Raw genomic sequence first — 15,237 nt, 5'->3', positions numbered from 1 at the left:
GGCCGCGGTCGGCGCGGCCGGGCTGACGGCGGCGCTCGCGGCCTGCGGCGGCGGCATGGCGGACGCGACCGGCAGCAAGGAGGGAGGCGGCGGTCAGGCCGGCGCCCCGGACGCGAGCGGAGGGGGTGACAACTCCGGCGGTGGGGACGGCAGCGCAGGTGGGGACGGCAGCGCGGGCGGGGGCGGGGCTGCGCTCGCCAGGACCGCGGAGATACCCAAGGGCGGCGGCAAGATCTTCAAGGACGCGAAGGTCGTCGTCACCCAGCCGCAGGACGGCGAGATCAGGGCGTTCTCCGCGGTCTGCACCCACGCGGGCTGCCTCGTCGGCGAGGTCTCCGGCGGCACCATCAACTGCATGTGCCACGGCAGCAAGTTCGACATCACCGATGGCAGCGTGAAGCACGGCCCCGCCACCAAGGGGCTGGCGCCGGCCAAGGTGAACGTCAAGGGCGGATCGGTCACCCTCGGCTGACCGGAGCAGGCCGCCCGGCCGGCCCCTCAGCGGCCGCTGCGCGGTCGTTTCCAGCTGGTCAGGACGTCGTCGGTGGTGGTGACGGTGGCGACCAGAGCGAGGGTGTTGCGGACCATCGCGGGGGTGTAGTCGGCGGGCACCCCGGCGATGGCGTCCGCGGGCACGACGGCCGTGTAGCCGAGGTTGACCGCGTCGAACACGGCGTTGGGGATCGCCACATTCGCCGACACGCCGGTGACGACTAGCGTGCGGCACCCGAAATTGCGCAGCAGTGCGTCCACATCGGTGCCGGCGATCGGCGAGAGACCGTGCAGCCTGCGCACCACCAGATCGTCCGCCGAGACCGGTATCGGATCGGCGATCCGCACCGCGGTGGACCCGGTGAGCTGCTGGACGGGCAGCCGCTCGGCCGCCGTGAAGAGGCGGGCGTTGTGATTGGCGCCGCGGCCGTCGGGGCGGCGTTCGGCGACCGCGTGCAGCACCTGGACGCCGGCGTCGTGCGCGGCCGCCACCAGGCGGGCCACGTTCGCCAGCGCCCCCGATTTGCGGGCGGCGTCGGCGAGTTCGGGCAGCGCACTGTCCGGGCCGACCACGCCGCGCTGGCACTCGACGGTGAGCAGCACCGTCGTGGCCGGGTCCAGTTGCTCGATGAGCCGTGCAGCGTGCGAAGACATCGCATTCTCCTCTGGCGGGCCCGATCCTTGTCGGGCCACTCCCTGGTGGGCCTGATCCCCGGCGGGCCTGTTCGAGCGCGCGAGGCTATCGGGCATTGCGCCCGCCAGGAAGAGCCCTCATGATTTCTGACACCTAGTCAGATGGGTCGGCCGCCGGCGGTTCGGTACAGGTGGTCGGTGTCAGAGCGGTGTCAGATACGCGGATGCACGGCGGAGGGCGATGACGGATGGCCGACACTCAGCGGCGCGGGCGCCGGATCATGATGACGCGGGACGAGCTGGACGTATTCCTCGGGGCGCAGCGCACCTGCCGGGTCGCGACGGTCGGGGGCGACGGCGCGCCGCACGTCGGGGCGCTGTGGTTCGTCTGGGACGGGGCGGCGCTGTGGCTGTATTCGATCACCCGCAGCAAGCGGTGGGCGCAACTGCGCAAGGATCCGCGGCTCGCGGTGGTCGTCGACGACGGGCACGAGTACGGCGAGCTGCGCGGGGCAGAGCTGGCGGGCCGTGCGGACTTCGTCGGCGAGGCGCCGCGCACCGGCGAGCGGTGCCCCGAACTGGCCGCCCCGGAGCGGCTGTTCGCGCAGAAGTACTTCGGGATGACCGAGATGCCGCACGACGGCCGGCACGCATGGCTGCGGCTGACGCCGGAGTCCGTCGCCTCGTGGGACTTCCGCAAGATCCCGGGGTGAGGGCGCGCGATCAACGCGATTGACGTGCGCGGACGGGGCCATTCCCGGCGAGGTGATCGCGTTGTCAGTGGTCTCTGCGAGAGTGGTGTGGGTCAGCCCGCTGCGCACCGCGCAAGGGTGCGGGAGCGGGACGGCCCGGCCGCGACGGTCCGGGCGCCGACGAGGACGAAGGAGATCCGGTGAACGTGCTCTTCCCCGCGCTGCGCGACGCTTCGCCCGCACCCGCGCTGCGCTTCGGCGACCGCGCACTCAGCTACCGCCAACTGGCGTCGGTGGCGGGGGCGCTCGCCGAACGGATCGGCGGCGAGACCCGGATCGCGATCTGGGCGACACCGACGCTGGAGACCTCGGTCGGCGTGGTGGCCGCCCTGCTCGCCGGGGTGGCCGCCGTACCGGTGAATCCGAAGATCGGCGAGAGCGAGCTTGCGCACATCGTGGCGGACAGCGCGCCGACGCTCGTGCTGGCCGAGCCGGGCGCCGACCTGCCGGGTCCGCTCGGCGCACTGCCCCGTATCGACGTCGACGCCGCCGAGCCGTCCGAGGAGTCCGGGCCGGCCTCGCTCCCGTACGAACCGGGCGACGAGGCCCCCGCCCTGATCGTCTACACCTCCGGCACCACAGGACCGCCCAAGGGCGTGGTCCTCCCCCGGCGCGCCATCGCGCACACCCTCGACGCGCTGGAGGACGCCTGGCAGTGGACCGCCGACGACGTCCTCGTCCACGCCCTGCCGCTGTTTCATGTCCACGGCCTGATCCTCGGCATCCTGGGGCCGCTGCGCCGTGGCGGCAGCGTGCACCACCTGGGCCGCTTCAGCACCGACGCGGTCGCCCGGGAGCTGTCCGCGGACGGCACGATGCTGTTCGGCGTGCCGACGATGTACCACCGCCTGGCCGCCGAGGCCGGCCAGGACCCGGCGCTCGCCAAGGCGCTCTCCCGCGCCCGGCTGCTGGTCTCCGGATCGGCCGCGCTGCCGCTGACCGACCATGCGCGGATCGCGGCAGCCTCCGGCCGACGCGTGATCGAGCGCTACGGCATGACCGAAACCCTCATGAACACCAGCGTGCGGGCCGACGGTCCGGACGCCGCGGGCACGGTCGGGGTACCGCTTCCGGGGGTGTATGTCCGGCTCGTCGACGACGCGGGCCGGGCCATCGAGACGAGCGACGGCGAGACGGTCGGCGAGATCCAGGTCCGCGGCCCGAACCTCTTCGTGGAGTACCTCAACCGCCCCGACGCCACCGCCGCCGCCTTCGACGGCGGATGGTTCCGTACGGGCGACATGGCGATCCGCGACGCCTCCGGGAACTACCGCATCGTCGGCCGCAAGGCCACCGACCTGATCAAGAGCGGCGGCTACAAGATCGGCGCGGGCGAGATCGAGAATGCGCTTCTGGCACACCCTGGTGTCGCCGAGGCGGCCGTCACGGGTGCGCCGGACGAGGACCTCGGTGAGCGGATCGTCGCCTGGGTCGTGGTGGAGACCGGGCCGGATGCCGGACCGGCGCCGTCCGGCGAGGAGCTCGCCGACCATGTCGCCCACCAGCTCGCGCCGCACAAACGCCCACGCACGGTGCACTTCCTGGACGCGCTGCCGCGCAACGACATGGGCAAGATCCTGAAGCGAGAGCTCCGTGCGTGACGGGGAGCGCGACGGGGGACGCGACGGGGGCGCTTCCGCCGCGGCGAAGCCCTGCATCCGGCTGACGGCCCGTCAGGCCATCGCGGCGGTCGCGGATACGTATACCGAGCTCGCCGAGCCCGGCCGGCCCCAAGCCCCGTCCGCCGTGCCCACCGCGTCGTCCGCGCCGGACGGCCCGCTCGGCTGGAGCGGCTATGACGACGCGCGGGCCCGGGCCCGCGCGCGGACCGGCGAGGACGAGTCGGTGGTCACGGCCCTGGCCACGATCGGCGGCGCGGAAGCGGTCGTGGTCTCCTTCGAGTTCCGCTATCTGGGCGGCTCCCTCGGCGAACGCACCGGCGACCGCCTGGAGGCCGCTTACACCCGGGCGCGGGAGCGGGGCCTGCCGGTCGTGTCGCTGATCGCCACCGGCGGCAGCCGGATGCAGGAGGGTATGCGCGCGCTGAGCCAGCTCCAGCGGGTGGCCGGGCAGTCGGCGCTGAACCGTGCCGCGGGGCTGCCGCAGCTCGCCGTACTCCGCGATCCGACGACCGGCGGCGGCTGGGCCACGCTCGGCGCGGGCGCCGATGTGATCCTCGCGCTCCCCGGGGCACAGATCGGCTTCGCGGGCTCGCGGGTCCGGCCCCCGGACGCCGATCCCTACGCCTACTCCGCCGAGGGACAGCTGGCGTCCGGCCATATCGACGCCCTCGTCCCGCCCGACCGGCTGCGCACCACGCTCCAGCGGTGGCTGCATCTGCTGTGTACCCCGAGGGAGCCCGGCAGCCCTGCCGCCGCACCGGCACCGCCGCCGTACGCACTCGGCGCATCCGGGCTGCCGGAGACCGGCTGGGGTGCGGTGGTCCGCGCCCGTGCGGCCCGGCGGCCGCGCGCCGAGGCGTATCTGCGGGCGTACTTCGACGACCTTGAGGAGATCAGCGGCGACCGCTGCGGCGGTGTCGACCCCGGCATACGCTGCGGATTCGGCCGTCATGACGGCCGTACGATCGCCTTCGCGGCCCAGTGCGGCACGGCCACCCGCCCGGCCGGCTTCCGTACCGCCGCGCGCCTTATCCGGCTCGCGGACCGGCTCGGCATCCCGGTCCTCACCCTGGTCGACACCCCGGGCGCCGCGAACGACGCGGCGGCCGAGCGGGCCGGTGCCGGCGCGGCCATCGCCGATACCTTCGCTGCGCTGGCCACCGCCCGGGTGCCGGTCACCTCCCTGCTCATCGGCGAAGGCGGTTCGGGCGGCGCACTGGCCCTCGCCGCACCGGACCGGCTCTGGGCGACACCGGACAGCTACTTCTCCGTGATCGCCCCGGAACTGGCCGCGGCCATCCTCAAACGCGACGAGGCACAGATCCACGACACCGCCGATCAACTCCGCATCCGCCCACAGGACTTGCGGGAACTGGGCATCATCCGCGACATCGTCGGACCGGCCGGAGAGGGGGCTGCCGAGTCCTGATGCGGCCGGCGGCTCCGGCGTCAGCAGCCCTCCATGCTCTTCCCGGCCATGCGGAGCGCGCCCACCGCGGCGCGGATCGACGGTCTGCGGTCGGCGTCCGCGCGCCAGATGGCGTAGACATGGCGGCGCATCGTATGGCGTACGGGCACCACGCTCACCCCCTCCGGCACCGGCCCGCGGCCGAGGCGCGGAGCCACTGCGACGCCCAACCCGGCCGCGATCAGGGCGAGTTGGGTGTGATGCTCCTCCGCCATGTGCGCGATGCGCGGTTCGATGCCCTTGCTGCGCAGTGTGAACATCAGCCACTCGTGGCAGAACTCCCCCTGCGGCCAGGAGATCCACTCGTCGTCCGCGAACTCCTCCAGCTCCACGGACTGCCGCCGGGCCAGCGGATGCGCCGACGGCATCGCCACGTCGGCCGGATCGTCCAGCAGCGGGGCCTTGGCCAGTCCCTCGGGCAGTGACAGCGGCCGGTTGTACCAGTCCAGGACGACCGCGAGATCGGTGTCGCCGCGCACCACGCCGCGCACCGACTCGTCCGGTTCCATCTCCCGCAGCCGGGCGCGCAGTTGCGGGTGCTCGGCGCGCAGGGCCGCGAGCGCGGCCGGGAAGAGCCCGCGCGCCGCGGTGGGAAACGCGCCCAGCCGCAGCTCGCCCACCGCCTGGCCGCGATGCGCCTCCAGCTCGGCCTGTGCCAGCTCGACCTGGGAGAGGATGCGCCCCGCGTGATCGGCGAGCAGCCGGCCGGCGTCGGTCAGCCGCACTCCGCGCCCGTTCTTCGCCAGCAGCTGCTGCCCGGTCTCCCGTTCGAGCTTGGCGATCTGCTGCGAGACGGCCGAGGTCGTCACATGCAGTCCGTCGGCGGCCGCGCTCACCGAACCGTGGCGGGCGACCGCACTCAGGGTCCGTAGGCGATCAAGGTTCAACATGTAAGCAACTCTACGCGATACCCCGCACAAAAACTCGCTTGTGCTACGAAGTTGTACACAGCATCGTAGAGGCCATGAGCACCACCACCGGCGCACCCACCGCCGCCGCCCCGAGCGCGAACCCCGCGAACTCGCCGTCGCCCCGCACGGCCACCACCGCGGGCCCGAAGATCGTCGGCACGACCACTCCGGCCACTCCGGCCTCCGCTGGCCCCGGCAGCGGGACGGCGCGGCGCGGGCGCGCCCTCGGCTGGCCGATCCGCTTCGCCGCCCTCTGCCTCGTCTGGGGCTTCAGCTTTCTCTTCATCAAGGTGGGCACGCACGGCTTCGCGCCGCTGCAGGTCACGCTGGGCCGGGTGGCGTTCGGTGCGCTGGTACTGCTGACCATGCTCGTGATCAAGCGTGAGCGGCTCCCGCGCTCGGCCCGCACCTGGGGTCACCTCGCCGTCGCCGCGTTCCTCCTCAACGCGCTGCCGTTCTCCCTGTTCGCCTACTCCGAACTGACCATCCCCTCCACGCTGGCCGGCATCTGCAATGCCACCTCCCCGCTCTGGGGCATGGCGCTGTCGGTCGTCGCACTCTCCGAGGACCGCCCCACCCGGCGCCGGGTCGCGGGGCTCGGCATCGGGTTCCTGGGCGTGCTCACCGTGCTCGGCGCCTGGCAGGGCTTCGCCGGTACGGATCTGGCCGGCACCGCGATGGCGCTCGGCGCCTCGCTCAGCTACCCCATCGGCTGGATCTACGTCCGCCGCACCCTGGCGGGCGCCCCGCACTCCCATCTGTCCATGTCCGGCACCCAGCTGCTGCTCGCCACCGTCCAACTGGCCGTGGTGACCCCCCTGTTCACCACCGCACCGACCAGCTACCCGCTCGTCCCGCTGCTCGCCGTCTTCGCCCTCGGCGCACTGGGCACCGGCTTCGCCTTCCTCCTCCAGTACGGTCTGGTCGCCGAGATCGGCCCCACCACCGCCCAGATGGTCACCTACTTCATTCCCGTGATCGCCACCGCCGCCGGAGTCGCCGTCCTGGACGAACAGCTGAGCTGGAACACCCCGGTCGGCGCGCTGATCGTCCTGGCCGGCGCCGCACTCACCCAGAGCAAGCCACGCTCCACCGGCCCGTCGCCCGCGCGGCCCGGAGCGGCCACCGACTGACGGCCCCACCGGGGCCCCGGCCGCAGACCCAGCCCCGGATCCAGCCCCGGATCCAGCCCCGGATCCAGGTCCGTCCCCCGAGCCCGGGCTCGGGGGTTGTCACTGTTGTGCGCTTCACTGTGCCTCGTGAACGAAGAGACGCTGCTGAACTCGGTGCACTCCCTGGCCTGGCCCCCACGGCAAGAGTTGCAGTGCTCCGTGCGCGGGCACGAAGCCGGACACATCTGCCGCATGGGCTCGGCCGAGATGACGCTCCCTCCGCTCATCGAGACGCTCTCCGGCCGGTACGGCTCACCGCGCAATCTCGCCACCGGGGGTTTCATCGATCCAACCGTCACCGAACAGCGTGGGCTGCCACTCCTTCGGCCGTTCGGGACCGCGGTCCTGGAGATGCGTGCCTGGATCCTGGGCGGCAGTTGGATCGGCTGTGGAGAGATCGACACGGGCGAGGGTCGGCGAGTGGTGCTGATCATCGCCACCCGGCCCGCGCCGGTGGCCAACGGTCTGCCCCAGGGCGCCACGTGGCTGGACCGGCTCATCGCCTTGACCGGCCACCGGGCCGACCGGGAATACACCGTCGACTGGGTGGCGGTGGAGTCCCGGCTGGGCTGCGGCCTGCCCGCCGACTACAAGGACATGGTGGAGATCTTCGGTTACGGGGCGTTCGACGGCTTCATCGATCTCGCAGTGCCCGGTTTGCCGTCCGAGGAGAGCGATCTCGTCGGGGACGCGCTACGGATCGCCGGGTGGGCGAGAACCGACGGATACTCGATGTGGAAGCCGTACCAGCCGTTTCCCGCGCCGGGCGGGCTGCTGCGATGGGCATCCACCGAGCAGGCGGACGCGTTCCTCTGGCTGACCGAGGGCCCGGACCCCGACAAGTGGCCTCTTCTGGCATGCGGCGAGGAGGGCGAATGGAGCCGCTTCGACGGCTCCACCACCGAGTACGTCTACCGCCTGCTCACCGACCGGACGCTCCCTCACTCCGCCGCCCGCCACTTCGAAACCCACTGGTTCCAGAGCTACGACGGCTGAGCCCCCATCGGCGAGGGCCCCGCCGCCACCGCGCCCACCGGCCCCGGCAACCGCTGGACCTGGGCCCCATGCCCCGTATCCCGTGACTCCCTCGCCCCCGCCCCAATCCCCCCTCACTCGGACCTCTCACTCGGACCTCTCACTCCGGCCTCTCTCGCACCTCTCACTCCGGCCTCTCTCGCACCTCTCACTCCGGCCTCTCTCGCACCTCTCACTCGTACCGTCGCGCCTCCCCCACCCCCGTTGCCGCGGCGACGGCGTCGGCGATGGGGGCTATGTCGTCGTCGGAGAGGCCGGAGACGGTGATACGCACGCCCGGTGGGGAGTGCATACGGAAGCGTGCACCGGGAGCCACCGCCCAGCCGGAGTGCAGGAGCCGGGCCACCGCGCCGGTCTCGTCCGGGACCGGTACCCAGACGTTCATCCCGCTGCGGCCCCGCGCACGCACTCCGCGCTCCGCCAGTGCCCGTATCAGCGCATCCCGGCGCCGGCCGTACGCTCCGGCCACCTCCTCGGGGTCGATCGCGGAGGTCCGCCACAGATGCGCGACAGCATCCTGGAGCAGATGGCTGACCCAGCCGGGGCCCAGAAGCTGGCGGCCCCGCACCCGGTCGACGGTCACGGGGTCGCCGGTGAGCACCGCGAGGCGCAGATCCGGGCCGTAGGCCTTGGCCGTCGAGCGGACCAGGGCCCAGTGGTCGGTGACGCCGGAGAGCGGATGCAGCGGGAGGTCGACGATGCCGTGGCCATGGTCGTCCTCGATGAGGAGTACGCCGGGATATTCGGCAAGGAGCGTGCGGAGTTCGGTGGCGCGGTCCCGGCTGACGGCGGCTCCGGTGGGGTTTTGCGCCCGGTCGGTGACGACGGCGGCCCGGGCGCCGTCCTGGAGCGCACGCGCCAACTGCTCGGGCAGCGGGCCTTCCTCGTCCACGCCGACCGGTGCGGGACGCAGCCCGAGGGCCGGGATGAGATCGAGCAGGCTGCCCCACCCGGGATCCTCGACCGCCACCGTGTCACCGGGCCGCAGATGGGCGGCGAGCACCCGCTCTATGGCGTCCAGTGAGCCGCTGGTGACGGCGATCGGCCCCTCTGCCACACCGTCGGCGGCGAAGGCCGAGCGGGCCAGCGCCGCCAGATCGTCGCCCACGGCCGGCGCGCCGTAGAGCACGGGCCGCCGCGCGCTGCACGCGGCGGCCTCGGCCAGCGCCCGCTCGAGCGGGGGCAGCAGGGCGGGATCGGGGTTGCCGTCGGCGGCGTCCCGGACGCCCGGCGGCGCCTCCACCCGCAACGCCTCGCGTGACGTGCTCGGGGGACGGGGACGCACCCGGCTGCCTCGCCGGCCCGCCGTCTCGATCACCCCTCGGTCGCGGAGCGTGCGGTACGCGGCCGCGACCGTATTCGGATTGACCTCGAGGTAGACGGCCAACTCCCTTAGCGGGGGCAGGACTTCGCCTGGTTGGAGCTCGCCCGCACCGACGGCTTGCTCGACACTGGCGGCAATCTCCGATGCGCGCCGCCCTTCGATCCGATACTCTCCTAGCACAAACTTGATTATGCACTAGTGCAATGGAGATGGCAATGGCCCGCGCCGAGTCGTACGCACCGACCGACCGCACGACCCCCACCCGCGCCCGAGAACGCGCCGCCTACGACCACGAGACGGTGCACGCGATCCTCGACACGGGCTACGTCTGCCATCTGGGCTTCGTCCGCGACGGTTCCCCGGTCGTCCTGCCGACGCTCTACGGCCGGGTCGGCGACCGCCTTTATCTGCACGGTTCGACCGGTTCCCGCCCGCTGCGGATGGCCGGTCAGGCACCGGACCCCGGCCTTGAGGTCTGTGTCACCGTCACCCACGTCGACGGTCTGGTGCTGGCCAAGTCCGCTTTCCACCACTCCATCAACTACCGCTGTGTCGTGGTGCACGGCACCGCCCACCAGGTCACCGACGAGGAGGAGAAGACGGCCGCGCTCGATGCGCTCGTCGATCACGTCGTGCCCGGCCGCGCCGCGGACTCCCGCCCCGGCAACGCCAAGGAACTGGCCGCCACCGCCGTGATCCGCCTCGACCTGCGCGAGGTCTCCGCCAAGATCCGCACTGGCGGCCCCAGCGAGGAGCCGGAGGATCTCGCGCTGCCGTACTGGAGCGGCGTCCTTCCCGTGGCACCGGTGTACGGCGCCCCCATACCCTCCGACGACCTGGCCCCCGGCACCCCCGAGCCGGCGTACCTCTCCGCCCGCTGAGGAGCCACCGTGCTGATCCACCCCTGGGACGCCCCCGCCGACGACACCGAGTGGCAACACTGGCTCGCGGCCCACGACTTCGGCCAGCTGGCCGCCAACGGCCTGCCCGGCGAACCGCCGATGGTGCAGCCGCTGCACTTCGCCTACGACCCCGCCCGCCGCGAGGCCGTCACCCACCTGGCCCGCCCCAACCCCCTCTGGGGCGCGCTGGAGGACCGGCCGACGGTGCTGCTGAGCGTGGTGGACGACTACACCTTCATCCCCGGCCCCTGGCAGGCGACCGAGGACCAGCCGCCCGAGCACGGCGTCCCCACCAGCTTCTACGCCGCGGTCCAGCTGACCTGCACCGCCCATGTCGTGGACGACCCGGAGGCCAAGGCGGCGCTGTTGCAGCGCCAGATGGGCCACTTCCAGCCCGACGGCGGCTCGGCTCCGGTCGCCGCGGGCGAGGCACCGTACGGGCGGCTGCTGTCCGGCATCCGTGGTCTGCGCCTCGAAGTGCGGGAGGTCCGCGCCAAGTTCAAGTACGGCGGCAAGCGGAGCGAGGCGGTCCAGCAGCGTGTCTCCGAGCGCCTCGCCCAGCGCGACGGCCCCGGTGACGCGGCGGCCCGCAGCCACCAGCAGCGCCGCCTGGCGGCCGCCGCTGCCTCCACAGGGACGCCCACGTCCTGAACGGCCCCGCTGAACGGACCCTTGGCCCCATGGCCACAACGGCCCGGACCGCCAGGTGGGTGCCCGGCCGACACAGCCGGCCGGGCACCCGTCCTCAGCTCGCCACCGGCGCCGTCGCCCGGGCGGCCACCACCGCCCCGCGCGCCTCCGTGACCGCCAGTGCGGCCACGGCCATCAGCAGGACACCGGTGCCGATCGCCGTCGCCATCGTCAGCCGCTCCCCGAGGAACAGCACCGCGATGGCCGCGGCCGACACCGGCTCGATCAGCGAGATCACGGAGGCGGTCGCGGCGCGCACGACCGCCAGCCCCGCGAAGTAGAGCCCGTAGGCCAGCGCCGTCGGCACCGCCGCGATATAGCCCATCAGCCAGAGGCTGCGGCCCAGCTCGTGCGCCTGGGGCCACAGCCCCTCCATCGCCGCGAGCGGCAGCAGGCACAGCGCACCGACCGCGAAGGCGCTGACCGTCGAGGCGTACTGATCGCTGCCGCCGCCCTTGCCCAGCCGCCGGGTGGCCAGCGTCATCACGGCACAGCCGGCCGCGGACAGCAGGGCGTAGCCGATGCCGGCGGGACGGACCGTGGTGGCTCCGGCTCCGCCGAGGACCAGGATCGCCAGCCCGGCCAGCGCCCCGCCGACGGCCAGGACCCCGCCCGCGCCGAGCCGTTCGCCCATCGTCACGCGCGCTCCGATGGCGATCAGGACGGGACCCGCCCCCATGGTGACGACGGTGCCCACGGCCAGACCGGTGGCTTCGACGGCGGCGAAGTAGGCGGCCTGGAAGACGGCGAGGGCGACGCCGGTCACGGCGATGCGCAGCACACGCCGGCGCATCGGCTCGTACGGGGCGGGGACGGCCGCGGCGCCGGTCCGGCGGCGCAGCACCGCCCGTACGGCGAGCAGGAGCACCAGGCCGCCGAAGGTGCGCCAGAAGGTGAGGGAGATCGGGCCCAGTCCACTGTCGCGGTAGAGGAGGGCGGCGGCCGCGCCGGCGGTACCCCAGGCGGTCGCGGCGAACGTCACGTACACAAGCCCCCGGCCCACGGGCAGGGCGGAGGAAGAAGTGGCATGCATGGGAGGTGTGCTCCGGGAAATCCAGGACGGCGCGGTGCGCCGTGGAATGGTCGCGTGATCCCGTGTGCAGGCAGCGACGACCGGCTCGGGAACCAGCCCGAGCCGGGGTTTCCTCGGAGGCCGCCGCCCGCCTTACGCGGCGGGAGGGGGCAATACGGTCGAATGCATGATCGTCACCCTACGTGGTACACGATCCGGCCGACAAGTCGTCCCCGGAGCGGGCCGGGGCTCCACCGGGGGATGCGGCGCCACCAGGGGAACTCGCTCCCCCGGCGTCCCCCGTCCCCGTACCGGCAGCCGCCACCACGACCGTCTCCGTCGCCTTCGGCTTGGCCGACTGCGCGATGAAGGCGCCGATCAGCACCACCGCCCCGCCCACGATCTGCGGTGCGAAGAGGTGCTCACCGAGCAGCACCCAGGCCAGGACCGTCGCGATGACCGCCTCCAGACAGGCGACCACCCCGGCCACCTGTGGCGAGAGCCGGCGTATCGACACCACTCCGGTGAGGTAGGCGGCCACCGTGGAGATCAGCACGATCCAGGCGAGCAGCGCGGCGGCGGGCACCCGGGTCCCGTTCATCTCCGCGCTGCCGCCCAGCACGGACCACTCCATGCCCCAGGGGCGGGCGATCACGGTGAGTACGACGGCGCCGATCAGCAGGCCGTAGGCGATCACGCCGAGCGGGTCCACCTGGTCATCGCCGTCGCTGCCGTGGTCGGAGAGCACGAAGTAGCCGACCTGGCAGCAGGCCGCGCCGAGCGCGAGGGCGAGGCCGATGGCGTCGAAGCTCAGCCCGGACCAGACCTCCACGACGCAGGCCAGGCCGCCGACGGCCAGCACGACGCCGACCGCCGCGGCCCGGGTGACCGGTCGTTTCTGGACGAACCGGACCCAGCCCAGGACGAGGGCGGGCGCCAGGTATTCGATGAGCAGCGCGACACCGACCGGGATACGGGAGAGCGCGGCGAAGTAGCAGGCCTGTACGCCGGCGACGGCGAGCAGCCCGAAGCCGGCGAGCAGCGCGGGCCGGCGGCGCGGCAGATCGCGGTGGCGCCAGGCGACCGGGAGCATCACCAGCGCGGCGCCGACCACCCGCAGCCAGGTGACATGCAGCGGTTCGAGGCCGGCCGTGATCAGGGGCTTGGCGGCGACGCCCGAACCGCCGAACGCTAGCGCGGAGAGCAGGGCGATGCCGAGGCCGGCGCCGCGCCCCCGGGGCGCGCCGTTGCGGCTCGCCCCGACGGTGGCCGGTGCCTGGGCCCCCGCGGACCCTGGAGTTCCCTGGCCCGGGCCGGTCGATGGACCTGCCGGGCTCCCCGAAGACGCGTGCATCGGGTCATGATGACAGCCGCGGTCAGCAGTGCCACCCCCGATACCCCTGTCAGTCCTGGCCGGGGCGCTCCCCGTCCAGGCGGGCGGCGAGCCGGGCGGTGTCGACGGAGGCCCGACGCAGGACCTCGACGGCCCGGGATTCGGGGTCGTCCACCAGGGCGGCGAGCAGATCGAGGCAGCCGGCGCGGGTGGCGTAGCGGGCGTGCGCGCGGTCGAGGGCGCCGTCCATGGCGGCGGCCGCGGCCGGCGACCAGCCGGGTACGCCGCCCTCGGTGACCACGGGGACCGCGCCGGAGTCCTCGACGGTGCCGTGCCACTCGAGTCCGTAGCCGATGCTGCGCTGTACGAGGTAGCCGAGCAGCCGTGCGACCTGCGGTCCGCCGTCGAAGGCGGCGCGCACGGCGGGGTCCGATTCCAGGAGGCCGTGCAGCAGATGCGCGGTGTCGACCTGCCGGTCACCGTCGCGGGTGGCCCGCCTGCGGGCAGCGGAGACCACCGACGCGAGCTCCACGGTGACCTGGGTATCGAGGTCCTCCTGGGCGGGGCCGTCCCCGCCACTGTACGCAGTACGGTTTTGCACAGCCCCCACCCCACCAGGCTCTGAGCGCCGGAGCATCCCCGGCGGGAAGCATTTGCGCATCCCACGCTGGTTGGGCATGCCCGCACGGCATCTCATCCTCAGGGAGGAGATACGGGGGAATTGTGGAGGCCGGACATGCGGGGCGCCGCCGCTCACCTGTCCCCCGAACCGCCCACCACAGAAACCTGACGACTCATCAGCAATTCACGGTCATCGGTATTGAACCTTCACCCCCGTACGGCTACGTTCCGCGGCACCAGCCAGGACCGTCACCGAAGGGGTGATCGCATGGCCGAAGTCACCGCTCAGGCCCGTATCGAGGCACCGGCCGAAAAGGTCTGGGCCCGGCTCACCGACTTCGATGCGTACGGGGAGTGGAACGCCACCCACACCGCCTTCCCCAAGGGCGGCCCGGAAACACTGGAGGTGGGCGCGGCCTACGAGGAGAACATGAAGCTGATGGGCTTCCCCGCGGAGGTGACCTGGACCGTGCGGGAGCTGGAGACCGGCCGGCTGCTCGACATCGAGGGCAAGGGCCCGATGGGCGTCAACCTGGGGATGCGCTACGAGCTCACACCGGACGGTGAGGCGACGGCGGTACGGATCGACGGGGCGTTCACCGGCGCCGCGGTCTCACTGATGGCCGGCAAACTCAAGGACTCGGCGAGCGCCGCGCTCAACGAATCGCTGCGCAAGCTCGCCGGCCTGGTCGCCTGACCCTCCGGGAGCCACCGCTCATCGCCCCCCCGGGGGCCGCTCACCACCACATTCCCCCTCACTCACCCTCACTCAGTCCTCTTCGGCAAGGATCAGATACAGCTCCTTGCGGGCCTTGTTGACCACCGCCATGGCCTTCTCCCGCTGCTCGGGACTGCCGGTGGCCCACACCTGCCGGAACGCCTCGACCAGGCCGCCGCCCGCCTTGCGAATCTCGTTCATCGCCTCCCAGTCGACACCGCGGCCGGCGTCCTCCCAGGGGGCGTCCGAGCCGCTGTCGGCCTCGGCGCGCCCGGCGTCGGTCAGCGAGAACAGCTTCTTGCCGCCCTCACTGGCGCTGGCGATCAGCCCCTCGTCCTCAAGGAGCTGCAGGGTCGGATAGACCGAGCCGGGGCTGGGCTTCCACGCCCCGCCGCTGCGCTCGGCGATCTCCTGGATCATCTCGTAGCCGTGCATCGAACGGTCCTTGAGCAGCGCCAGGATCGAGGCGCGCACATCGCCGCGACGCGCCCGGCCGCGCGGTCCGCCGCGCCCCCGGCCGCCGCCGAAGGGCGGCCCCCCGAAAGGCGGGCC

At 72.9% G+C, this 15,237-nt stretch carries 16 protein-coding genes; 9 read left to right on the top strand and 7 right to left on the bottom strand.

Annotated elements, in window-relative coordinates; genetic code table 11:
* Window positions 1-472: Rieske (2Fe-2S) protein (locus DY245_RS38005; RefSeq protein ID WP_147318428.1), on the top strand; the 472-nt coding region annotated here is incomplete at its 5' end.
* 26 nt (window positions 473-498) lie between these two features.
* Here the strand turns inward: DY245_RS38005 and DY245_RS38000 are convergent.
* Window positions 499-1,146, bottom strand: a complete 648-nt coding sequence (locus DY245_RS38000; protein ID WP_128511657.1) for a cysteine hydrolase family protein — start codon at window positions 1,144-1,146, stop codon at window positions 499-501.
* A 227-nt stretch (window positions 1,147-1,373) separates the two neighbouring features.
* Here DY245_RS38000 and DY245_RS37995 point away from each other — a divergent pair, with 227 nt between their 5' ends.
* The 3 genes from DY245_RS37995 to DY245_RS37985 all read left to right on the top strand — a co-directional run bounded on the left by DY245_RS37995 (window position 1,374) and on the right by DY245_RS37985 (window position 4,928).
* Window positions 1,374-1,838 carry a pyridoxamine 5'-phosphate oxidase family protein gene (locus tag DY245_RS37995; RefSeq protein ID WP_128511656.1) on the top strand — a complete coding sequence of 155 codons (465 nt, stop codon included), beginning with the start codon at window positions 1,374-1,376 and terminating at the stop codon, window positions 1,836-1,838.
* 179 nt (window positions 1,839-2,017) lie between these two features.
* Window positions 2,018-3,478 carry an acyl-CoA synthetase gene (locus DY245_RS37990; protein WP_128511655.1) on the top strand — a complete coding sequence of 487 codons (1,461 nt, stop codon included), beginning with the start codon at window positions 2,018-2,020 and terminating at the stop codon, window positions 3,476-3,478.
* Window positions 3,479-3,557: 79 nt separating this feature from the next.
* On the top strand, window positions 3,558-4,928 hold the full coding sequence (locus tag DY245_RS37985; RefSeq protein WP_244943518.1) for a carboxyl transferase domain-containing protein: 1,371 nt from the start codon (window positions 3,558-3,560) through the stop codon (window positions 4,926-4,928).
* Window positions 4,929-4,948: 20 nt separating this feature from the next.
* Here DY245_RS37985 and DY245_RS37980 read toward each other — a convergent pair whose 3' ends face one another.
* Window positions 4,949-5,857 (bottom strand): LysR family transcriptional regulator, encoded by a 909-nt coding sequence (locus DY245_RS37980; protein ID WP_128511654.1) that lies wholly within the window; start codon window positions 5,855-5,857, stop codon window positions 4,949-4,951.
* 74 nt (window positions 5,858-5,931) lie between these two features.
* Here DY245_RS37980 and DY245_RS37975 point away from each other — a divergent pair, with 74 nt between their 5' ends.
* Window positions 5,932-7,011 (top strand): DMT family transporter, encoded by a 1,080-nt coding sequence (locus DY245_RS37975; protein WP_181924046.1) that lies wholly within the window; start codon window positions 5,932-5,934, stop codon window positions 7,009-7,011.
* Between the two features lie 126 nt (window positions 7,012-7,137).
* The gene (locus DY245_RS37970) at window positions 7,138-8,046 is read left to right on the top strand and encodes an SMI1/KNR4 family protein (RefSeq protein WP_244943517.1); all 909 of its coding nucleotides are present in this window, start codon (window positions 7,138-7,140) and stop codon (window positions 8,044-8,046) included.
* 211 nt (window positions 8,047-8,257) lie between these two features.
* On the opposite strand, the gene DY245_RS37965 is transcribed toward DY245_RS37970, so the two are convergent.
* On the bottom strand, window positions 8,258-9,589 hold the full coding sequence (locus DY245_RS37965; protein ID WP_128511652.1) for an aminotransferase class I/II-fold pyridoxal phosphate-dependent enzyme: 1,332 nt from the start codon (window positions 9,587-9,589) through the stop codon (window positions 8,258-8,260).
* 23 nt (window positions 9,590-9,612) lie between these two features.
* Between DY245_RS37965 and DY245_RS37960 the strand changes: the two genes are divergently transcribed.
* Entirely contained in the window at window positions 9,613-10,290 is a 678-nt protein-coding gene (locus tag DY245_RS37960; protein WP_425329495.1) for a pyridoxamine 5'-phosphate oxidase family protein, read from the top strand.
* 9 nt (window positions 10,291-10,299) lie between these two features.
* Entirely contained in the window at window positions 10,300-10,962 is a 663-nt protein-coding gene (locus DY245_RS37955) for an FMN-binding negative transcriptional regulator (protein ID WP_128511651.1), read from the top strand.
* Between the two features lie 94 nt (window positions 10,963-11,056).
* Here DY245_RS37955 and DY245_RS37950 read toward each other — a convergent pair whose 3' ends face one another.
* The 3 genes from DY245_RS37950 to DY245_RS37940 form a co-directional block, all read right to left on the bottom strand.
* Window positions 11,057-12,034: a DMT family transporter gene (locus DY245_RS37950; protein ID WP_128511650.1), complete on the bottom strand. Its 978-nt coding sequence runs from the start codon at window positions 12,032-12,034 to the stop codon at window positions 11,057-11,059.
* A gap of 178 nt (window positions 12,035-12,212) precedes the next feature.
* On the bottom strand, window positions 12,213-13,367 hold the full coding sequence (locus DY245_RS37945; protein ID WP_128511649.1) for an EamA family transporter: 1,155 nt from the start codon (window positions 13,365-13,367) through the stop codon (window positions 12,213-12,215).
* A gap of 49 nt (window positions 13,368-13,416) precedes the next feature.
* Window positions 13,417-13,947, bottom strand: a complete 531-nt coding sequence (locus DY245_RS37940; protein ID WP_128511648.1) for a Clp protease N-terminal domain-containing protein — start codon at window positions 13,945-13,947, stop codon at window positions 13,417-13,419.
* Window positions 13,948-14,235: 288 nt separating this feature from the next.
* Here DY245_RS37940 and DY245_RS37935 point away from each other — a divergent pair, with 288 nt between their 5' ends.
* On the top strand, window positions 14,236-14,664 hold the full coding sequence (locus DY245_RS37935) for a type II toxin-antitoxin system Rv0910 family toxin (protein ID WP_128511647.1): 429 nt from the start codon (window positions 14,236-14,238) through the stop codon (window positions 14,662-14,664).
* A gap of 72 nt (window positions 14,665-14,736) precedes the next feature.
* On the opposite strand, the gene DY245_RS37930 is transcribed toward DY245_RS37935, so the two are convergent.
* The coding region (locus DY245_RS37930) for a PadR family transcriptional regulator (protein WP_147318427.1) at window positions 14,737-15,237 on the bottom strand (501 nt) is incomplete at its 5' end.

Origin of the sequence: Streptomyces inhibens, assembly GCF_003389455.1 — a bacterium.
Taxonomy (GTDB): Bacteria; Actinomycetota; Actinomycetes; order Streptomycetales; family Streptomycetaceae; genus Streptomyces; species Streptomyces inhibens.
The sequence above is the reverse complement of the archived record's forward strand: the minus strand, read 5'-3'. Positions and strand labels throughout refer to the sequence as shown.